General features: G+C 67.8%; 15 protein-coding genes. 10 read left to right on the top strand and 5 right to left on the bottom strand.

The features are described 5' to 3' along the window. The first annotated feature begins 15 nt into the window (after positions 1-15). From LX13_RS05115 to LX13_RS05095, 5 genes are all read left to right on the top strand, one after another. Positions 16-1,032 carry an esterase/lipase family protein gene (locus LX13_RS05115; RefSeq protein ID WP_253660201.1) on the top strand — a complete coding sequence of 339 codons (1,017 nt, stop codon included), beginning with the start codon at positions 16-18 and terminating at the stop codon, positions 1,030-1,032. Next, positions 1,002-1,958: an esterase/lipase family protein gene (locus tag LX13_RS05110; protein WP_253660200.1), complete on the top strand. Its 957-nt coding sequence runs from the start codon at positions 1,002-1,004 to the stop codon at positions 1,956-1,958. Before LX13_RS05115 ends, LX13_RS05110 begins: the two co-directional genes overlap by 31 nt. Before the next feature lie 40 nt (positions 1,959-1,998). Further along, positions 1,999-2,760 (top strand): VOC family protein, encoded by a 762-nt coding sequence (locus tag LX13_RS05105; protein WP_253660199.1) that lies wholly within the window; start codon positions 1,999-2,001, stop codon positions 2,758-2,760. 18 nt (positions 2,761-2,778) lie between these two features. Then, positions 2,779-3,393, top strand: coding sequence for a TetR/AcrR family transcriptional regulator (locus tag LX13_RS05100; RefSeq protein WP_253660198.1), 615 nt, complete (start codon positions 2,779-2,781; stop codon positions 3,391-3,393). Positions 3,394-3,506: 113 nt separating this feature from the next. Then, the gene (locus LX13_RS05095; RefSeq protein ID WP_253660197.1) at positions 3,507-4,070 is read left to right on the top strand and encodes a DUF2231 domain-containing protein; all 564 of its coding nucleotides are present in this window, start codon (positions 3,507-3,509) and stop codon (positions 4,068-4,070) included. A gap of 16 nt (positions 4,071-4,086) precedes the next feature. Here LX13_RS05095 and LX13_RS05090 read toward each other — a convergent pair whose 3' ends face one another. After that, on the bottom strand, positions 4,087-5,028 hold the full coding sequence (locus tag LX13_RS05090) for an AraC family transcriptional regulator (RefSeq protein WP_253660196.1): 942 nt from the start codon (positions 5,026-5,028) through the stop codon (positions 4,087-4,089). A gap of 72 nt (positions 5,029-5,100) precedes the next feature. Between LX13_RS05090 and LX13_RS05085 the strand changes: the two genes are divergently transcribed. Continuing rightward, positions 5,101-5,568, top strand: coding sequence for an anthrone oxygenase family protein (locus LX13_RS05085; protein WP_253660195.1), 468 nt, complete (start codon positions 5,101-5,103; stop codon positions 5,566-5,568). A gap of 16 nt (positions 5,569-5,584) precedes the next feature. Further along, the gene (locus LX13_RS05080; protein ID WP_253660194.1) at positions 5,585-6,466 is read left to right on the top strand and encodes an alpha/beta fold hydrolase; all 882 of its coding nucleotides are present in this window, start codon (positions 5,585-5,587) and stop codon (positions 6,464-6,466) included. A gap of 44 nt (positions 6,467-6,510) precedes the next feature. Here the strand turns inward: LX13_RS05080 and LX13_RS05075 are convergent, their stop codons facing one another. Further along, positions 6,511-7,365, bottom strand: coding sequence for an NAD(P)H-binding protein (locus tag LX13_RS05075; RefSeq protein ID WP_301300506.1), 855 nt, complete (start codon positions 7,363-7,365; stop codon positions 6,511-6,513). A gap of 127 nt (positions 7,366-7,492) precedes the next feature. Here LX13_RS05075 and LX13_RS05070 point away from each other — a divergent pair, with 127 nt between their 5' ends. Beyond that, on the top strand, positions 7,493-7,894 hold the full coding sequence (locus tag LX13_RS05070; RefSeq protein ID WP_253660193.1) for a winged helix-turn-helix transcriptional regulator: 402 nt from the start codon (positions 7,493-7,495) through the stop codon (positions 7,892-7,894). A 1-nt stretch (position 7,895) separates the two neighbouring features. On the opposite strand, the gene LX13_RS05065 is transcribed toward LX13_RS05070, so the two are convergent. Next, positions 7,896-8,750 (bottom strand): alpha/beta fold hydrolase, encoded by an 855-nt coding sequence (locus LX13_RS05065; protein ID WP_253660192.1) that lies wholly within the window; start codon positions 8,748-8,750, stop codon positions 7,896-7,898. A gap of 400 nt (positions 8,751-9,150) precedes the next feature. Between LX13_RS05065 and LX13_RS05060 the strand changes: the two genes are divergently transcribed. Beyond that, entirely contained in the window at positions 9,151-11,679 is a 2,529-nt protein-coding gene (locus LX13_RS05060; protein ID WP_253660191.1) for an ATP-dependent Clp protease ATP-binding subunit, read from the top strand. Positions 11,680-12,230: 551 nt separating this feature from the next. Here LX13_RS05060 and LX13_RS05055 read toward each other — a convergent pair. Next, the gene (locus tag LX13_RS05055; protein ID WP_253660190.1) at positions 12,231-14,009 is read right to left on the bottom strand and encodes an acyl-CoA dehydrogenase; all 1,779 of its coding nucleotides are present in this window, start codon (positions 14,007-14,009) and stop codon (positions 12,231-12,233) included. A 153-nt stretch (positions 14,010-14,162) separates the two neighbouring features. Between LX13_RS05055 and LX13_RS05050 the strand changes: the two genes are divergently transcribed. Continuing rightward, positions 14,163-14,750: a TetR/AcrR family transcriptional regulator gene (locus LX13_RS05050; protein ID WP_253660189.1), complete on the top strand. Its 588-nt coding sequence runs from the start codon at positions 14,163-14,165 to the stop codon at positions 14,748-14,750. 12 nt (positions 14,751-14,762) lie between these two features. On the opposite strand, the gene LX13_RS05045 is transcribed toward LX13_RS05050, so the two are convergent. After that, positions 14,763-15,140, bottom strand: a complete 378-nt coding sequence (locus tag LX13_RS05045) for a hypothetical protein (RefSeq protein WP_253660188.1) — start codon at positions 15,138-15,140, stop codon at positions 14,763-14,765. Positions 15,141-15,164: the final 24 nt, after the last annotated feature.

Here is a 15,164-nt window from a genome sequence, read left to right as displayed (position 1 = left end):
CGTATCGTGGGCAGGGTGGCCCACGGTTCGATCATCCGCATGCTCGGCGACGCGATGACGATCCCTCTGCGGGTGGGCGGGCTGCTGACGCATTCGACCGACGATGTCGGTGAACTCGCGCCCGACCAGGAGGTCGACAACCCCGCCCCGCGCAGCGCAACACTCGACCGGCAGAAGATCGCCTACAACTTCTTCTCCGGCATCGGACCCGAGATCGCCAACCCCGGTGGAGCACTGCCCGGGGCGAACGAGTGGGACACCCCCGTCGACCCCGCGCACCCCAATCCGGTGATCCTGGTGCACGGCACCGGCGGCGGGGGCCAGACCAACTGGGGTACCTACGTGCCGCTGCTCGCGCTCGAGGGCTACTCCGTCTTCACGCTCACCTACGGCGCGCTCGCCCACGTGCCGTGGCCGCTCAAGGCCATGGGCCGGATGGCGCTCATGGAGGACAGCGCCGCCGAACTCGGCGATTTCATCGAGAAGGTCCTGGCCGCGACCGGCGCCGAGAAGGTCGACATCGTGGGCCATTCGCAGGGCACCTTGGTCCCCAATCATTACGCGAAGTTCCTCGGTGGCGGCGACAAGATCGGGCGATACGTCTCGCTCGCCCCGCTGTGGGAGGGCACCACCGCGTTCGGTGCGGGCCTGCTGCACACCGTCGACCTGCGGCTCGGGATCGATCCGCTCAAGGTGCTGCCGTGTCGCGCCGTGGCGCAGATGACGCGGGGGTCGGACTTCATCACCGCGATGAACGCCGACGGCGGGCCCTACGTCCCGGGTATCGACTACGTCAACATCTCCACCCGCTTCGACGAGTTCGTCCGGCCGTACACCAGCGGTCAGCTACCCGCGGTCGGCGACGACCAGAAGGTGACGAACATCGTTGTCCAGCATGATTGTTCGCAGGATTTCTGCGATCATCTGGGTATCTGCGGGTCACCGCGCGCGGCGCGACACGTGCTCAACGCGCTCGACCCGTCCAGCAGTGAGAAGGTGCCATGTCAGTTCGTCCCGCCGTTCTTCGGCTGATCGCCCTCGTCGCGACCGCGTCGGCCTGCCTCGTGCTCGCCGCGCCGGCCTCGGGTGCCCCCGGTCGGCCGACCCTCCCGGTCACCTACGACTTCTTCGCCGGTGCCCGTGACGCCCTCGCCCGTCCCGGTGCGTCGGCGCCCGGGACCAACGACTTCTCCTGCCGTCCCACCGCGGCGCACCCGAACCCGGTGGTGTTGGTGCACGGCACCGGCGGCAACCGTCAGACCAACTGGGCCACCCTGGGGCCGGTGCTGCACAACGCGGGCTGGTGCGTGTTCGCCCTGACCTACGGCACGCTGCCCGGCACGCCGTACCCGATCAATGCGCTCGGTGGACTGACCAGCATGATCCCGAGCGCACAACAGCTGGGCGCGTTCATCGACCGGGTCCGTGGCGCGACCGGCGCAGCCAAGGTCGACATCGTCGGGCATTCCGAGGGCACGCTGATGCCGGAGTACTACGTGCGCTACCTCGGGGGCTCGCGCGTGGTGGCGCGGTACGTCTCGCTCGCCCCGTACTGGAAGGGTCAGGACAGCTCTGGTTACCTCGCTCTCGAGAACGCCACGCGCTCCATCGGACTCGACCCGAAGCGGGTGCTGCCGTGCCCGGAGTGCGCCGAGGAGCAGTACGGCAGTCCGTTCATGCGCGCCATCAACGCCGGCGGCAGCCCTTACGACCCCGCGGTCACCTACACCAACATCATGACCCGCGACGACGGCGTCGTGGAGCCGTGGACCGACGGCTTCGTGCCCGGCCCGCGCACGACGAACATCGTCGTCCAGGACACCTGCGCCGCCGACCGCTCGGACCATCTCTCACTGGTGTCCTCACCGCGCACGGCAGCGTTCGTGCGCACCGCGCTGGATCCGCAGAACCCGGTTACGGTGCCGTGTGTCCCGGTCGCACCGGGCATCCCCGGCTGAGCGACGATGAGTTCTCGTCGGGTGGCGAGTCAGTACTCGCATGGCCACCGCGACGATCTTCAGTGCACTGCTCTCCAGCGACCATCCCGAACGCCTGCGCGACTGGTATGCGCGGGTGTTCGACGCGTCGATCGAACGAACGCCGGGGGAGCCCGGCTATGACGTCCTCGATCTGGACGGCTTCTATCTGATGATCGACTCGCGCCCCGATGTCCGCGGACCGGCGGCCGAGGCGGCGAGGCTCATCGTCAACGCAGAGGTCGACTGCGCGCAGACCACCGGCGCACGCGTCGACGAACTCGGCTACGGGTGGTTGAGCCCACTCGAGCGCCGCGACGCGGGGTGGTTCGGCACCGCACTCGACCCCGACGGCAACTACGTGCAACTCATCGGCTTCGACGAGGAGATGCAGCGCGAGGCGTCCGAGGCGTCGATGACCCCGTTCAGCGGTTTCGCGGTGCGCGACGTGGACGCGGCTGCGGCGTTCTACACCGACGTGCTCGGGCTGCGGGTGGACCGCAACCCGATGGGCCTGCTGGCCCTGCACCTCGACCGCCGGACCCGGGTCGTGATGTACCCGAAGGACGACCACGTCCCGGCGTCGTTCACGGTCCTCAACATCCCGGTCCCCGACATCGACGCCGCGATCGACGACCTCGAGGCCAAGGGCGTGCGGCTGCTGCGTTACGACGGCCTGCCGTGCGACGACCGCGGCGTGATGCGCGGCCGCAGCGTGCAGATGGGCCCCGACATCGCCTGGTTCACCGACCCCTCCGGCAACGTGATCTCGGTGATGCACTGACCGATAGGCTTGGCCACCATGGCGCCCCCGACCGACCCCGACACCGCGCCGGGTGACGACACGGTCGTCCGACTGCTCGAGGCGATGGCGACGTCGGTGGACGAGCGTGGCTTCAAGGCGACGACCGTGGCCGACGTGGTGCGTATCGCGCGGACGTCCCGGCGCACGTTCTACGAACACTTCTCCGGCCGCGACGACTGTTTCCTCGCGCTGCTCGCGCGCGTCAACGGCGAGCTCATCGCGCACATCACGGCCGCTGTCGACCGCAGCCTCCCGTGGCGCGAACAGGTGCGGCAGGCCATCGAGGCCTGGATCAGCGGGTCGCTGTCGCGTCCGGCGATCACGCTGTCCTGGATCCTCGACACCCCCGGCCTGGGGACGGCCGCCCGAGCTCAGCAGCGCGAGTCGATGGCCGAGTTCTATTCGCTGATCGCCGATCTGCTCGACTCGCCCACCTATCACGTCGAACACCCGCAGCCGGTGTCGCGATACGTGTCGATCATCCTCGTCGGCGGGCTCCGCGAACTCCTCGCGATCCACGTCGAGGACAGCGGCGACGTCTCCGACATCGAGGACATCGTCGACGCCGCGACCGAGGCGACCATCGCCGTCCTGTCGGCATCGATCGACTGAGCGTTTTCCCCGCGGGCGACGTGGGTGTCTCGCTACCCTCAGATCACCGATCGCACCTGCAGTCACCCGGGTGGACGCGTCTCACAGCCCACACGACACGGCGAGGTTCCCTCATGACTGCACCCCATTCGTCCCCGATCACCCGCGCACTGGCCTCCGTCGAAGGGGTGTCGGCCCTCGACGCCCCCGCCGATGTGATCGCCGGGCCACTGCGGGCGCTGCTCGACAACGGCATCGGCGATGCACTGCGCGGATCCTGGCTCGGCCACCCGTTGCACCCGGTCGCCGTCACCGTGCCCATCGGGGTGTGGACCGCGGCTCCGGTGTTCGACCTGCTCCGGCAACCGCTGGCCGCGCAGCGACTGGTCCTCATCGGCCTCGGTGCCGCGATGCCTGCCGCGGTCACCGGACTCGCGGAGTTCACCACCCTCGCCGCCCCGCAACGTCGGGTGGCCGTCGTGCACGCGTCGTCGAACTCGGTGGCGATGACCCTGCTCGTGGGGTCGATGCTGGTGCGCCGCAAGGGGCGTCGACTCGCAGCGATCGGCCTCACCCTGGCCGGCCTGTCGGTCACAGGTGTCTCGGGCGCGCTCGGGGGTCATCTGGCGTACGTCCAGGGCGCCGGAGTGCAGCGCGAGGCCCGACCGTCGGTGACGGCCGACCCCTACGACGTGTGAGCGACGCGCGGGTGCCTCACGCCGTCAGCGATCGACGGAACTCGCGCGGGCTGACCCCGCGGGTGCGTTTGAAGGCGGCACTCAACGCGAACGCGCTGCCGTAACCCACTTCTCGCGCGACGGAGTCGAGCGTGCGGACGGGATCGGCGAGCAGGTCCGCGGCCACCGACAGACGCCAGTCGGTCACATACGTCATCGGCGGATCGCCGACGAGCTCGGTGAAGCGCCGCGAGAACCCCGCGCGGGAGACGCCGACCGCCGAGGCCAGGCCGGTCACCGACCACGGGTGTGCGATGTTGTTGTGGATCAGTCGCAGGGCCTGGCCCACCACGCGATCGGACTGCGCGGTGTACCACCGCGGGGCGGCGGCACCGGGGCGGTCGAACCAGTCGCGCAGGCTGGTGACGAGGATGAGGTCGAGGAGTCGGTTCACCACCGTCTCGTGGCCCGGTGCGTCCCGCAGCATCTCGGCGTCGAGCACATCGGTGAGCGCGGTCGAGGCCCCGGCGATCACGATCGTGCGGTCCAGCGCGTCGAGCAGGCGCGAACTGACCTCTCCCGCGGTGACATACGTGCCGATCAACATGACCGCGGATCCGTCGGTCCCCGGGGTCGCGTTGCCCCAGGTGCGCACCCCGAGCGACATGTGATCGGGCAACGCGGCGCCGACCTCGCTGCGGCACACGCCGTCCGGATGGATCACCGCGGTCAGGTCGGTGCCCGCGGTGTCGGCGAAGGTGTACGGATCAGGCCCGCGCAGGATGACGACGTCGCCGGCCCGGGCGTGGAAACCCGCCCCGTCGGCGTAGGCGATGTCGATGTGGCCGGCGACCATCACCACCACGGTCAGCGGCGCCTCGTCGCGGACCTCGATCGCCCACGGCGACTCCATCACCACCCGCAGCAGGAACGGGGTGTGTGCACGGGGCCCGTCGAGCAGGCCGGACAGCGCGTCCATGTGGACGATTGAACATGAAATCGAGCCGACAAACCATGTTCTGTCCATGTCCGGGCGGCTTGACTGAAACCCATGACCGCATTCCGCCAGACCGTCCTCGTCCTCGGCGTCACCAGCACCGGACTCATCGCAGGCCTGTTCTGCGCCTTCGCCTACGCGGTGATGCCGGGTCTGCATCGCGCCGATGCGCGCACGCTGGTCACGGCGATGCAGAAGATCAACGTCGCCATCGTCAACCCGGTGTTCCTGCTGCTCTTCTTCGGCGGTCTGGTCGTCACCGGTACAGCCGCCTGGTTGTGCCGGCACCACGCGATCGCGCCCTGGGTGATCACGGCGGCCGTGCTCTATCTCGTCGGGCTGATCGTGACGGTCGCGTTCAACATCCCGTTGAACGACCGGCTGGCGGCCGCCACCGATCCGGACGCCGCTCGAGCGGCGTTCGAGAACTCCTGGGTGCGGTGGAATCTCGTGCGCGCCGCCCTGCACACCGCCGCGTTCACCGCCCTCGCCACCGGTCTGGTCGTCTCGTCGAGCGCGTGATGGGCAGAATGGGGCCGTGGAGTCAGCAACGGTACGAGCAGGTGTCCTCGACGTCGCGATCGAGCGGCACGGCGATCCCGGCGGGCGTCCGGTCGTGCTGGCCCACGGGTTCCCGTACGACCCGCGGTGCTTCGACGACGTCGTCGCTCTGCTGGTCGCGTCGGGTGCCGACGTGGTCGTGCCCTACCTGCGCGGCTACGGCCCGACCCGGTTCGTCTCGTCCACCACCGTGCGGTCGGGTCAGCAGGCCGCGTTGGCCCATGACCTCCGGGAGCTCATCATCGCGATGGACCTGGAACGGCCGGTGGTCGCAGGGTTCGACTGGGGTGGTCGGGCCGCGTGCCTGGTGTCGTTGCTGTGGCCGGACCTGGTGTCGGGGTTGGCGACCGTCGGCGGATACAACGTCCAGGACATCGCCGCGTCCGCGACGCCGGCACCGCCGCACCTCGACCGGCGCGCCTGGTACCAGTACTACCTGCACTCCGAACGTGGTCGCGCCGGCCTGGCCGAGTACCGCGCCGAGTTCGCGCAGCTGCTGTGGACGGAGTGGTCCCCGACATGGCGGTTCGGTGACTCCGAGTTCGCCGCCACCGCACCGTCGTTCGACAACCCGGACTTCGTCGACGTGGTGGTCCACTCATATCGGCACCGGTACGGACTCGTCGACGGTGACCCCGCCTACGCGGCCACCGAGGACGAGATCACGCACCGACGACCCATCGGTGTCCCGACGGTTGTCCTGGAACCCACCGAGGACCCGATCGCATCACTGTCGGGGACCGGCGACCACGAGGCGCACTTCACCGACCTCGTCGACGTCCGTCCGATCGACTGCGGCCACAACCCGCCCCAGGAACTGCCCAGCCTCTTCGCCGACGCGGTGCGTCGCCTGTTCTGAGGAACCCCGGGGCCGAGGAACTCTGGGGCCGAGAAACTTTGGGGCTAGGCCAGCGCAGCCCGGATGACATCGGCGAACGGGGTGGACGGCCGACCGAGCAGATCGGCGAGGTCGGTGGACGTCGAGTCCAGTTCGCCACGCGCGATCCCGGCGTCGGAGTCGGCCAGGACGGCCGGCATCGGCTCGGGTACCCCCGCCTGCGTCAATGCGGCGGCGTAGTCGTCGGTCGAGAGGTCCTGGTACCGGACGGGTGTCCCCGCGATGTCGGCGATGACGGCCGCGATGTCGGCGTAGGTCAGGTGCTCGGTACCCACGAGCTCGAACACCCCGGGACGCCCCGCGAGGAGGGCCGCCACCGCTGCGCCTGCGAAGTCGGGTCGGGTCGCCGGAGCGACGCGCCCCTCGCCGGCGGCACCGTAGAGGACGCCGCCGTCGATGGTCGGCTGCAGTGACGCCGCGTAGTTCTCCGAGTACCAGCCGTTGCGCAGCAGGATGTGGGGGAGGCCGCTGTCCGCCAGGGCCTTCTCGGTGGCGACGTGCTCGGCGGCCAGTGAGAGTCCGCTCGTGTCGGCCTCGAGGATGCTGGTGTACGCGACGAGTCCGACCTGCGCGGCGACCGCTGCGTCGACGACGGACGAGTGCTGCGCGACGCGCGAGCCCACCTCGGAGCCCGAGATGAACAGCAGGCGGTCGACGCCGGCGAAGGCCGTGGTGAGTGCGGCGGTGTCGGCGTAGTCGGCGACCCGCACGACGACACCGTGATCTGCGAGACCGCTCGCCTTGGCCTCGTCACGCACGATGGCGACGATGTCGCCGGCCGGTGTGCCCCGCTCGATGAGGTCGTCGACGGCCAGGCGGCCGAGCTGTCCGGTGGCCCCGGTGACTCCGTAGATGGTCATTGCGTCCTCTTTCGTCCCGGCGCGCGGACCGAGATGCCCGCTGCGCTCACAACAGTGATAGCACTTACTTTTAGTGCAGTGCAACTGTTGGAGCCAGCGCCTGCCGTTGGTGGGGTACGATCGCACCATGTCGCCGGACGAGTCAGCTGCGCAGGACGCCTTCCTCGAGGCCGACGTCTTCGCGCGCAACTGCGGTTCGCGCGACGTTCTCCAGAACCTCACGAGCCGATGGGGTCTGCTCGCCTTGATGGCCCTGACCGAGGGTGACTACCGCTTCAACGCCCTGCGGCGCCGGGTCGACGGGGTCAGCGAGCGGATGCTGTCGCAGACGCTGCAGACCCTCGAACGCGACGGCTTCGTCACCCGTACGGTGCTGCAGAGCATCCCCCCGCGCGTCGAGTACTCACTCACCGACCTCGGCCGTGCGGTCGCCGCATCGGTCGAGGGCCTGATCCACCAGGTCGAGGCCGCGGTGCCCGAGGTCATGTCGGCCCGACAGCGCTATGACGATCGCCCGCCCCGCGACTGAACTAACCGCGGCGTGAGGGTCGATGTGAGATCGACTCGATCGCGCTGCTGACGGCGTCCGGCTCGTCGATCGCGACGAATGTCCGCGCCCCCGGCACCGCGACATAGGTCGAATCCGGGAAACGGTCGGCCAGCCGACGACCGAGTCGCGGGGTGAAGGAACGGTCGTTCTGACCCCAGACCAGCGTGACCGGTTTGTCGAAGCGCGGTAGCCGGTTGCTCACCTCGAGCAGGTCGGCGGGCCGGATCGCGCGTAACAGTCCGACCAGGTCGCGGCCGACGAGGGGATCGGTGCGGCTCGGCTCCGTCCAGGACCGGGTCAGCTCCGTGCCCGCCCGCGAGACCAACAGCCCGAAGCCCAGCGGGCTGTGCCGCAGGATCGTCGAGCGCATCGTGGTCATCAGTGCACGCACCGTCCGCGGGCCCCGCATCAATGCGAACACCTGCTTGAACGGCGTCGGCGGGAACCGGTCGAAGGCGTCGCAGTTGGTCAACACCAGACGACCGACGAGGTCCGGGTACTCGTCGATGACGAACTGACACAGCGCGCCGCCGGTGTCGCAGCCGACCAGCGTCACCTCGCCGAGGTCGAGCTCGACGATGAGGTCGCGGACCATCCGGGCCAGCGTCCGCGGGGTCGGACTCACGCCGGCGTCGAGTGGGATCGTGTGCGAGCCGAGGGGCAGTGTCGGGAGAACGCATCGGTAGCCGCGCTCGGCGAGTTGATCGGCCACTACCGTCCACAGGCGGTTGTCCACCAGGATCCCGTGGACGAACAGCACCGTCGGATGCGTCGAGTCCTGCGGGCCGACGACGCGGTAGGCGATGGTCCCCTCGGGGAGCGTGATCTCGGGCATGGCGCTGAACCCCTCCTCTCGATCTCCTCAGCTCTACCACCTGATCGGCCGCGAGATGTCGGAGTTCGCCGACGCCGCTCCCGCGGTCCACCCGAGCGCCCGGTCGGGGCCTTGCCCGCAGGATGAGCGCAAATCCGGCGCGTTCGCTGACGGCGTAGGGCATCGGCGAAGATCCCCGGGTGCTGCGACGTTGTGATGGATACGGCCGCGATCTGCGGCCTTCAACCGTCGACGAGGCGGAGTTACCCGCGAGGAGTTGACCTGCGGCCACTACAGTGGTGGCAAGGCTGCCGCCGACGTCTTTCGCCACCCCACGTGACGAATCATCTCGGTGGCCGTGGGCCCACCAGGGACCGACCTGAGTGTCCAGGTCGATCTCGTTGTCAGTAAAGGGAGAACAATGTTCGAACGGTTCACCGATCGCGCACGCCGGGTTGTCGTCCTCGCCCAAGAAGAGGCGCGGATGCTCAATCACAACTACATCGGCACCGAGCACATCCTGCTCGGCCTCATCCACGAGGGCGAGGGAGTCGCGGCCAAGTCGCTCGAGTCCCTCGGCATCTCACTCGAAGGTGTGCGCAGCCAGGTCGAGGAGATCATCGGCCAGGGCCAGCAGGCACCGTCGGGCCACATCCCCTTCACGCCGCGTGCCAAGAAGGTCCTCGAGCTCTCGCTGCGTGAGGCGCTGCAGCTCGGCCACAACTACATCGGCACCGAGCACATCCTGCTCGGCCTGATCCGCGAGGGCGAGGGCGTCGCCGCCCAGGTCCTGGTGAAGCTGGGCGCCGACCTCAACCGTGTCCGCCAGCAGGTCATCCAGCTGCTCTCGGGCTACCAGGGCAAGGAGCCGCAGGAAGCCGGTACCGGCGGACGCAGCTCCGAGTCGGGCACCCCGTCGACCTCGCTGGTCCTCGACCAGTTCGGTCGCAACCTGACCGCCGCGGCCGCCGACGCCAAGCTCGACCCGGTCATCGGGCGCGAGAAGGAGATCGAGCGGGTCATGCAGGTGCTCTCACGGCGCACCAAGAACAACCCGGTCCTCATCGGTGAGCCCGGCGTCGGCAAGACCGCCGTCGTCGAGGGACTCGCGCAGGCCATCGTGTCCGGCAACGTCCCCGAGACACTCAAGGACAAGCAGCTCTACACCCTCGACCTCGGTTCGCTGGTCGCCGGTAGCCGCTACCGCGGTGACTTCGAGGAGCGCCTGAAGAAGGTCCTCAAGGAGATCAACACCCGCGGCGACATCATCCTGTTCATCGACGAGCTGCACACGCTTGTCGGCGCGGGTGCCGCCGAGGGCGCGATCGACGCCGCCTCGATCCTCAAGCCGAAGTTGGCTCGTGGCGAGCTGCAGACCATCGGTGCCACCACGCTCGACGAGTACCGCAAGTACATCGAGAAGGACGCCGCCCTCGAGCGTCGTTTCCAGCCGGTCCAGGTCGGCGAGCCCTCGGTCGAGCACACCATCGAGATCCTCAAGGGCCTGCGCGATCGGTACGAGTCGCACCACCGCGTCTCGATCACCGACGGTGCGCTGGTGGCCGCGGCCACCCTGGCCGACCGGTACATCAACGACCGCTTCCTGCCGGACAAGGCGATCGACCTCATCGACGAGGCGGGCGCGCGAATGCGCATCCGTCGGATGACCGCGCCGCCGGACCTGCGCGAGTTCGACGACAAGATCGCCGGCGCGCGCAAGGAGAAGGAATCGGCGATCGACGCCCAGGACTTCGAGAAGGCCGCGAACCTGCGCGACAAGGAGAAGCAGCTCGTCGTCGAGCGTGCCGAGCGCGAGAAGCAGTGGCGCAGCGGTGACATGGACGTCGTGGCCGAGGTCGACGACGAGCAGATCGCCGAGGTGCTGGGCAACTGGACCGGCATCCCCGTCTTCAAGCTCACCGAGGAGGAGACCACTCGTCTGCTCCGCATGGAGGACGAGCTGCACAAGCGGATCATCGGTCAGGTCGAGGCGGTCAAGGCCGTGTCGAAGGCGATCCGTCGTACGCGTGCCGGTCTGAAGGACCCCAAGCGTCCGTCGGGCTCGTTCATCTTCGCCGGCCCGTCCGGTGTCGGTAAGACCGAGCTGTCGAAGGCCCTCGCGAACTTCCTGTTCGGCGAGGACGACGCGCTCATCCAGATCGACATGGGCGAGTTCCACGACCGCTTCACCGCATCGCGGCTGTTCGGTGCTCCTCCCGGGTACGTCGGCTACGAAGAGGGTGGCCAGCTGACCGAGAAGGTCCGCCGCAAGCCGTTCTCGGTGGTGTTGTTCGACGAGATCGAGAAGGCGCACTCGGAGATCTACAACACGCTGCTGCAGGTGTTGGAGGACGGCCGTCTCACCGACGGTCAGGGTCGCACGGTCGACTTCAAGAACACCGTGTTGATCTTCACCTCCAACCTCGGTACCGCCGACATCTCCAAGGCGGTCGGACTGGGCTTCACCTCGGGTGAGGGTTCCGGCTCGAACTACGAGCGGATGAAGCAGAAGGTCAACGACGAGCTGAAGAAACATTTCCGCCCGGAGTTCCTCAACCGCATCGACGACATCGTCGTGTTCCATCAGCTGACCAAGGACGAGATCATCTCGATGGTCGACCTCATGCTGAACCGCGTCGAGGGTGCGCTGAAGAACAAGGACATGGCCCTCGAGGTCACCGACAAGGCCAAGAGCCTGTTGGCCAAGCGTGGGTTCGATCCGGTGCTGGGTGCACGGCCGTTGCGTCGCACCATTCAGCGCGAGATCGAAGATGCGCTGTCGGAGAAGATCCTGTTCAACGACATCACCGCCGGCCAGATCATCCTGGTCGACGTGGAGAACTGGGACGGCGAAGGCGACGGCGACGAGGCGAAGTTCACCTTCGTCGGATCGAAGAAGCCCGTCGAGCTCCCCGACACCCCGGTGGAGCTGGCCAAGAGCGCCGAGTAGTCAGCTGCTCGGTCTGATCTGATCGACACAGAAGGGACGCAACCGTTTCGGTTGCGTCCCTTCTGCCGTAGGTGTGGGTTCCCATACAGCCAGCGGTGGTGCGGGTTGTCTTGTGCTGACTGTGTGGAAACGGGCCATCGAGTGTGCTGTGCGCGTGGTGTGAGGGGACGTCTGAGGACGGCGCACACTCGATGCCCCGGTTCCGCACTGTCGGCGGCTTTTTCGTGAGCGTGGGGTGCGTTTCAGGACGCTGACGGTGCGGAAGCCCCGCGTCGAGTGTGCGTTGTTTGCGACGGAGCTCGCGGTCCGTTGTGAGCACACTCGACGCGTGTTTCCACACAGTCAGCGAGGTGTGTGTGGGGGTTCAGTCTTGTGCTGACTGTGTGGAAACGGGCCATCGAGTGTGCTGTGCGCTTGGCGTGAGGGACGTCGTGAACGGCGCACACTCGATGTCCCGGTTCCGCATTGTCGGCGGCTTTTTTGTCAGTGGTGCGTGAGTTCTAGGGCGCGGACGGTGCGGAAGCGTGTTTCCACACAGTCATCGCGGAGTGTCAGAACCAGGCCGGCTCGAGGTCCAATGTGGTGCGGTCGAGAGAGGCCAGCAGGTCGAACTGCGGGCCGGTCTTCGGGAGCTCGTAGCGGAAGAAGTACTGCGCCGCAGCACGCTTGCCGTCGTAGAAATCGCCGGTGCTGTCTCCGACCGCGAGCAGCTGCTCCAGCCAGATCCAGGCGAGGACAACGTGTCCGGTCGCCTCGAGGTAGACCGTCGAGTTCGCCAGCGTGGTGGCCGGATCGCCGGCCGACCACAGTGCGACGGTGACCTCGGTCAGCCGATCGACCGCGCCGCGCAGATCCGCCGCGTACCCCGCTGCCGCCGGACCGGCCGACTCGGCGCGATCGATGGTCGCCGTGATCGTCTCGGCCAGCAGCGTGAGTCCTGCGCCGCCCTGCATGACGACCTTGCGCCCCAGCAGGTCGAGGCCGTGGATGCCGTGTGCGCCTTCGTGAATGGGGTTCAGGCGGTTGTCGCGGTAGTACTGCTCGACGTCGAATTCCTTGGTGTAGCCGTAGCCGCCGAGCACCTGGATGGCCAGGCTGTTGGCCTCGAGGCACCACTGCGACGGCCAACTCTTCGCGATCGGGGTGAGCACCTCGAGCAGCAGGTGAGCACGGTCGCGCTCGGCGCCGGTGGTGGTCTGCTCCTCGTCGACGAGCTGCGCGCAGTACAGGCCGAGGGCGAGAGCGCCTTCGACATAGGACTTCTGGGCCAGCAGCATGCGACGGACATCGGCGTGTTCGATGATCGGGATCGCGGGCGAACTGGGGTCCTTGTTGTCCAGCGGCCGGCCCTGGGTGCGCACCTTGGCGTACTCCAGCGAGGCCAGATAACCGGCGTAACCGATTGCGGTGGCGAGGAATCCGACGCCGATACGGGCCTCGTTCATCATGTGGAACATGTACATCAGGCCGTGGTGCTCCTCGCCGACGAGATAGCCGACGGCGCCCTTCTCGGCCGCGGGAGAGTGCGTTCCGTCGCCGAAGTTGAGGAGCGTGTTGGTCGTTCCGCGGTTGCCCATCTTGTGGTTGAGGCCCACGAGCGCGACGTCGTTGCGGGTGCCGTCGGAGAGGTACTTCGGCACGATCAGCAGCGAGATGCCCTTGACCCCGGGAGGTCCGCCGGGCGTCTTGGCCAGGACGAGGTGGACGATGTTCTCGCTCAGTTCGTGCTCACCGGCCGAGATCCACATCTTCGTACCGGTGATCCGGTAGCTGCCGTCGTCGGCGGGGATCGCCTTGGTGGTGATGTCGGCGAGGGTCGAACCGGCCTGCGGCTCGGACAGGCACATGGTGCCGTAGAAGCGCCCCTCAACCATCGGGCGGACCCAGGTGTCGATCTGCTCCTGGGTGCCGTACTCGACCAACAGGTTTGCGTTGCCGACGGTGAGGAACGGGTAGGTCGACGTCGACGGGTTCGCGGCCTGGAACCACGCCAGCGCGGCGCGGCTGATCACGTTGGGCAGCTGCAGTCCGCCGACGGACTCGTCGAACGAACCGGCCATGAGGCCGGACTTGGTGAACTCGTCGAGAGCGGCCTGCACCTCGTCGATCAGGACGACCTTGCCGTCGGAGCCGACGTACGGCTCGTTCTGATCGCCCTTCTTGTTGTGAGTGGCGAACATCTTGGTCGCGATGTCGGCACTGAGGTCGAGGACGTCGTCGAACGTCTCGCGGGAGTGCTCGGTGAAACGCTCACGGGTCGTCAGGGCGGCGACATTCAGCCACTCGAACAGCAGGAAGTCGACGTCGCGGCGGGACAGCGGGGCGGCCATGGTTCTCCTCGATCGGGGCGGCAGTGCGTCTCGCACCGCGGGGGCGACGAGTTCTGCGAATGAGCACTCGCTAACAAATGAGCGCCCGCTTATGATGCTCCCCAGACCGTGACGCCGTCAACGGTCACGTACGAATCGCGCAGGGGAGTGGTGATGACCACCGGGACCACCGTCGGCGACTCCGCCGCCGCGGACCGCATCCGACGCGCCGCGATCGAGGCCTTCGCCGAGTCGGGGTACGCGGGCAGTTCGACGCGGCAGATCACCAAGCGTCTCAACATGAGCGCGACCGCGATGTACCCGCACTTCCGCTCCAAGGAGGAACTGCTCTACGCCATCGCCCTCGACGGACACCGGGCTGTCCTGGCGGCGCTGCGCGACGCCGACGACCCCGAGTCGCCCGTTCTGGATCGGTTGACGTCGGTGGTCTCGGCGTTCGCGACCTGGCAGGCGGAGTTCCATCAACTGGCCCGGGTCGTGCAGTACGAGCTGGCTGCGCTGACCCCGGTGCACTACCGGACGATCACCGCGATCCGTCGCGACACGGTCGCGGTACTCACCTCGATCGTGCAGGCGGGCAAAGACTGTGGCGAGTTCTCCGTCGACGATGTCGACGACGTGGTCCTGGCCATCTCGTCGCTGTGCGTGGACGTCTGCCGGTGGTTCCCGTCGAAGATCCACGACGACCCGCAGCCCCTCGGCGCGGCGTACGGCCGGATCGCCCAGCGCCTCGTCCGCTGATCGCCGGCACTGTCAGGAGACGATGCTGTCGAGCAGGCCGAACGAGATCACGAGCAAGACGAGCTGGATCGCCATCCCGAGCAGGGGAACCCAGAACGCGATGTGCTTGCGGACCATCAACACGATCGCCGCGATCGAGGTCGACAGCAGGACGAGGCCGCCGACGAGGTCGGTCAGGACGTACGCCCAGGTGAGGTTGTCGTAGTTGCATGTCTGGTAGCCGCAGGAGTCGGTCGCCATCACCCAGAACATGCTGAAGAAGGCGACGAGCAGAAAGCCGCCGAGGTAGGTCGTGATGAGCATCGACGTCACGACGACGTCGGCGGTGTGCGATCGACGTACCGGCACGAACGGTGCCTGTGGCGCGGGGAACGGCTGGTAGTAGGTCATGTCGATGAACCTATGAACCCGCAG

Origin of the sequence: Williamsia maris (assembly GCF_024171815.1) — a bacterium.
GTDB classification, from domain to species: domain Bacteria; phylum Actinomycetota; class Actinomycetes; order Mycobacteriales; family Mycobacteriaceae; genus Williamsia_A; species Williamsia_A maris.
Note: the sequence above shows the minus strand (reverse complement) of the source record. Positions and strands in the feature narration are given on the sequence as shown.

What these genes read in the sequence shown, in the direction of transcription:
- LX13_RS05110 (WP_253660200.1), top strand. Translation starts at nt 1,002, where the DNA reads ATGTCAGTTCGTCCCGCCGTTCTTCGGCTGATCGCCCTCGTCGCGACC.
- LX13_RS05105 (WP_253660199.1), top strand. Translation starts at nt 1,999, where the DNA reads ATGGCCACCGCGACGATCTTCAGTGCACTGCTCTCCAGCGACCATCCC.
- LX13_RS05100 (WP_253660198.1), top strand. Translation starts at nt 2,779, where the DNA reads ATGGCGCCCCCGACCGACCCCGACACCGCGCCGGGTGACGACACGGTC.
- LX13_RS05095 (WP_253660197.1), top strand. Translation starts at nt 3,507, where the DNA reads ATGACTGCACCCCATTCGTCCCCGATCACCCGCGCACTGGCCTCCGTC.
- LX13_RS05090 (WP_253660196.1), bottom strand. Translation starts at nt 5,028, where the DNA reads ATGGACGCGCTGTCCGGCCTGCTCGACGGGCCCCGTGCACACACCCCG.
- LX13_RS05085 (WP_253660195.1), top strand. Translation starts at nt 5,101, where the DNA reads ATGACCGCATTCCGCCAGACCGTCCTCGTCCTCGGCGTCACCAGCACC.
- LX13_RS05075 (WP_301300506.1), bottom strand. Translation starts at nt 7,365, where the DNA reads ATGACCATCTACGGAGTCACCGGGGCCACCGGACAGCTCGGCCGCCTG.
- LX13_RS05070 (WP_253660193.1), top strand. Translation starts at nt 7,493, where the DNA reads ATGTCGCCGGACGAGTCAGCTGCGCAGGACGCCTTCCTCGAGGCCGAC.
- LX13_RS05065 (WP_253660192.1), bottom strand. Translation starts at nt 8,750, where the DNA reads ATGCCCGAGATCACGCTCCCCGAGGGGACCATCGCCTACCGCGTCGTC.
- LX13_RS05060 (WP_253660191.1), top strand. Translation starts at nt 9,151, where the DNA reads ATGTTCGAACGGTTCACCGATCGCGCACGCCGGGTTGTCGTCCTCGCC.
- LX13_RS05055 (WP_253660190.1), bottom strand. Translation starts at nt 14,009, where the DNA reads ATGGCCGCCCCGCTGTCCCGCCGCGACGTCGACTTCCTGCTGTTCGAG.
- LX13_RS05050 (WP_253660189.1), top strand. Translation starts at nt 14,163, where the DNA reads ATGACCACCGGGACCACCGTCGGCGACTCCGCCGCCGCGGACCGCATC.
- LX13_RS05045 (WP_253660188.1), bottom strand. Translation starts at nt 15,140, where the DNA reads ATGACCTACTACCAGCCGTTCCCCGCGCCACAGGCACCGTTCGTGCCG.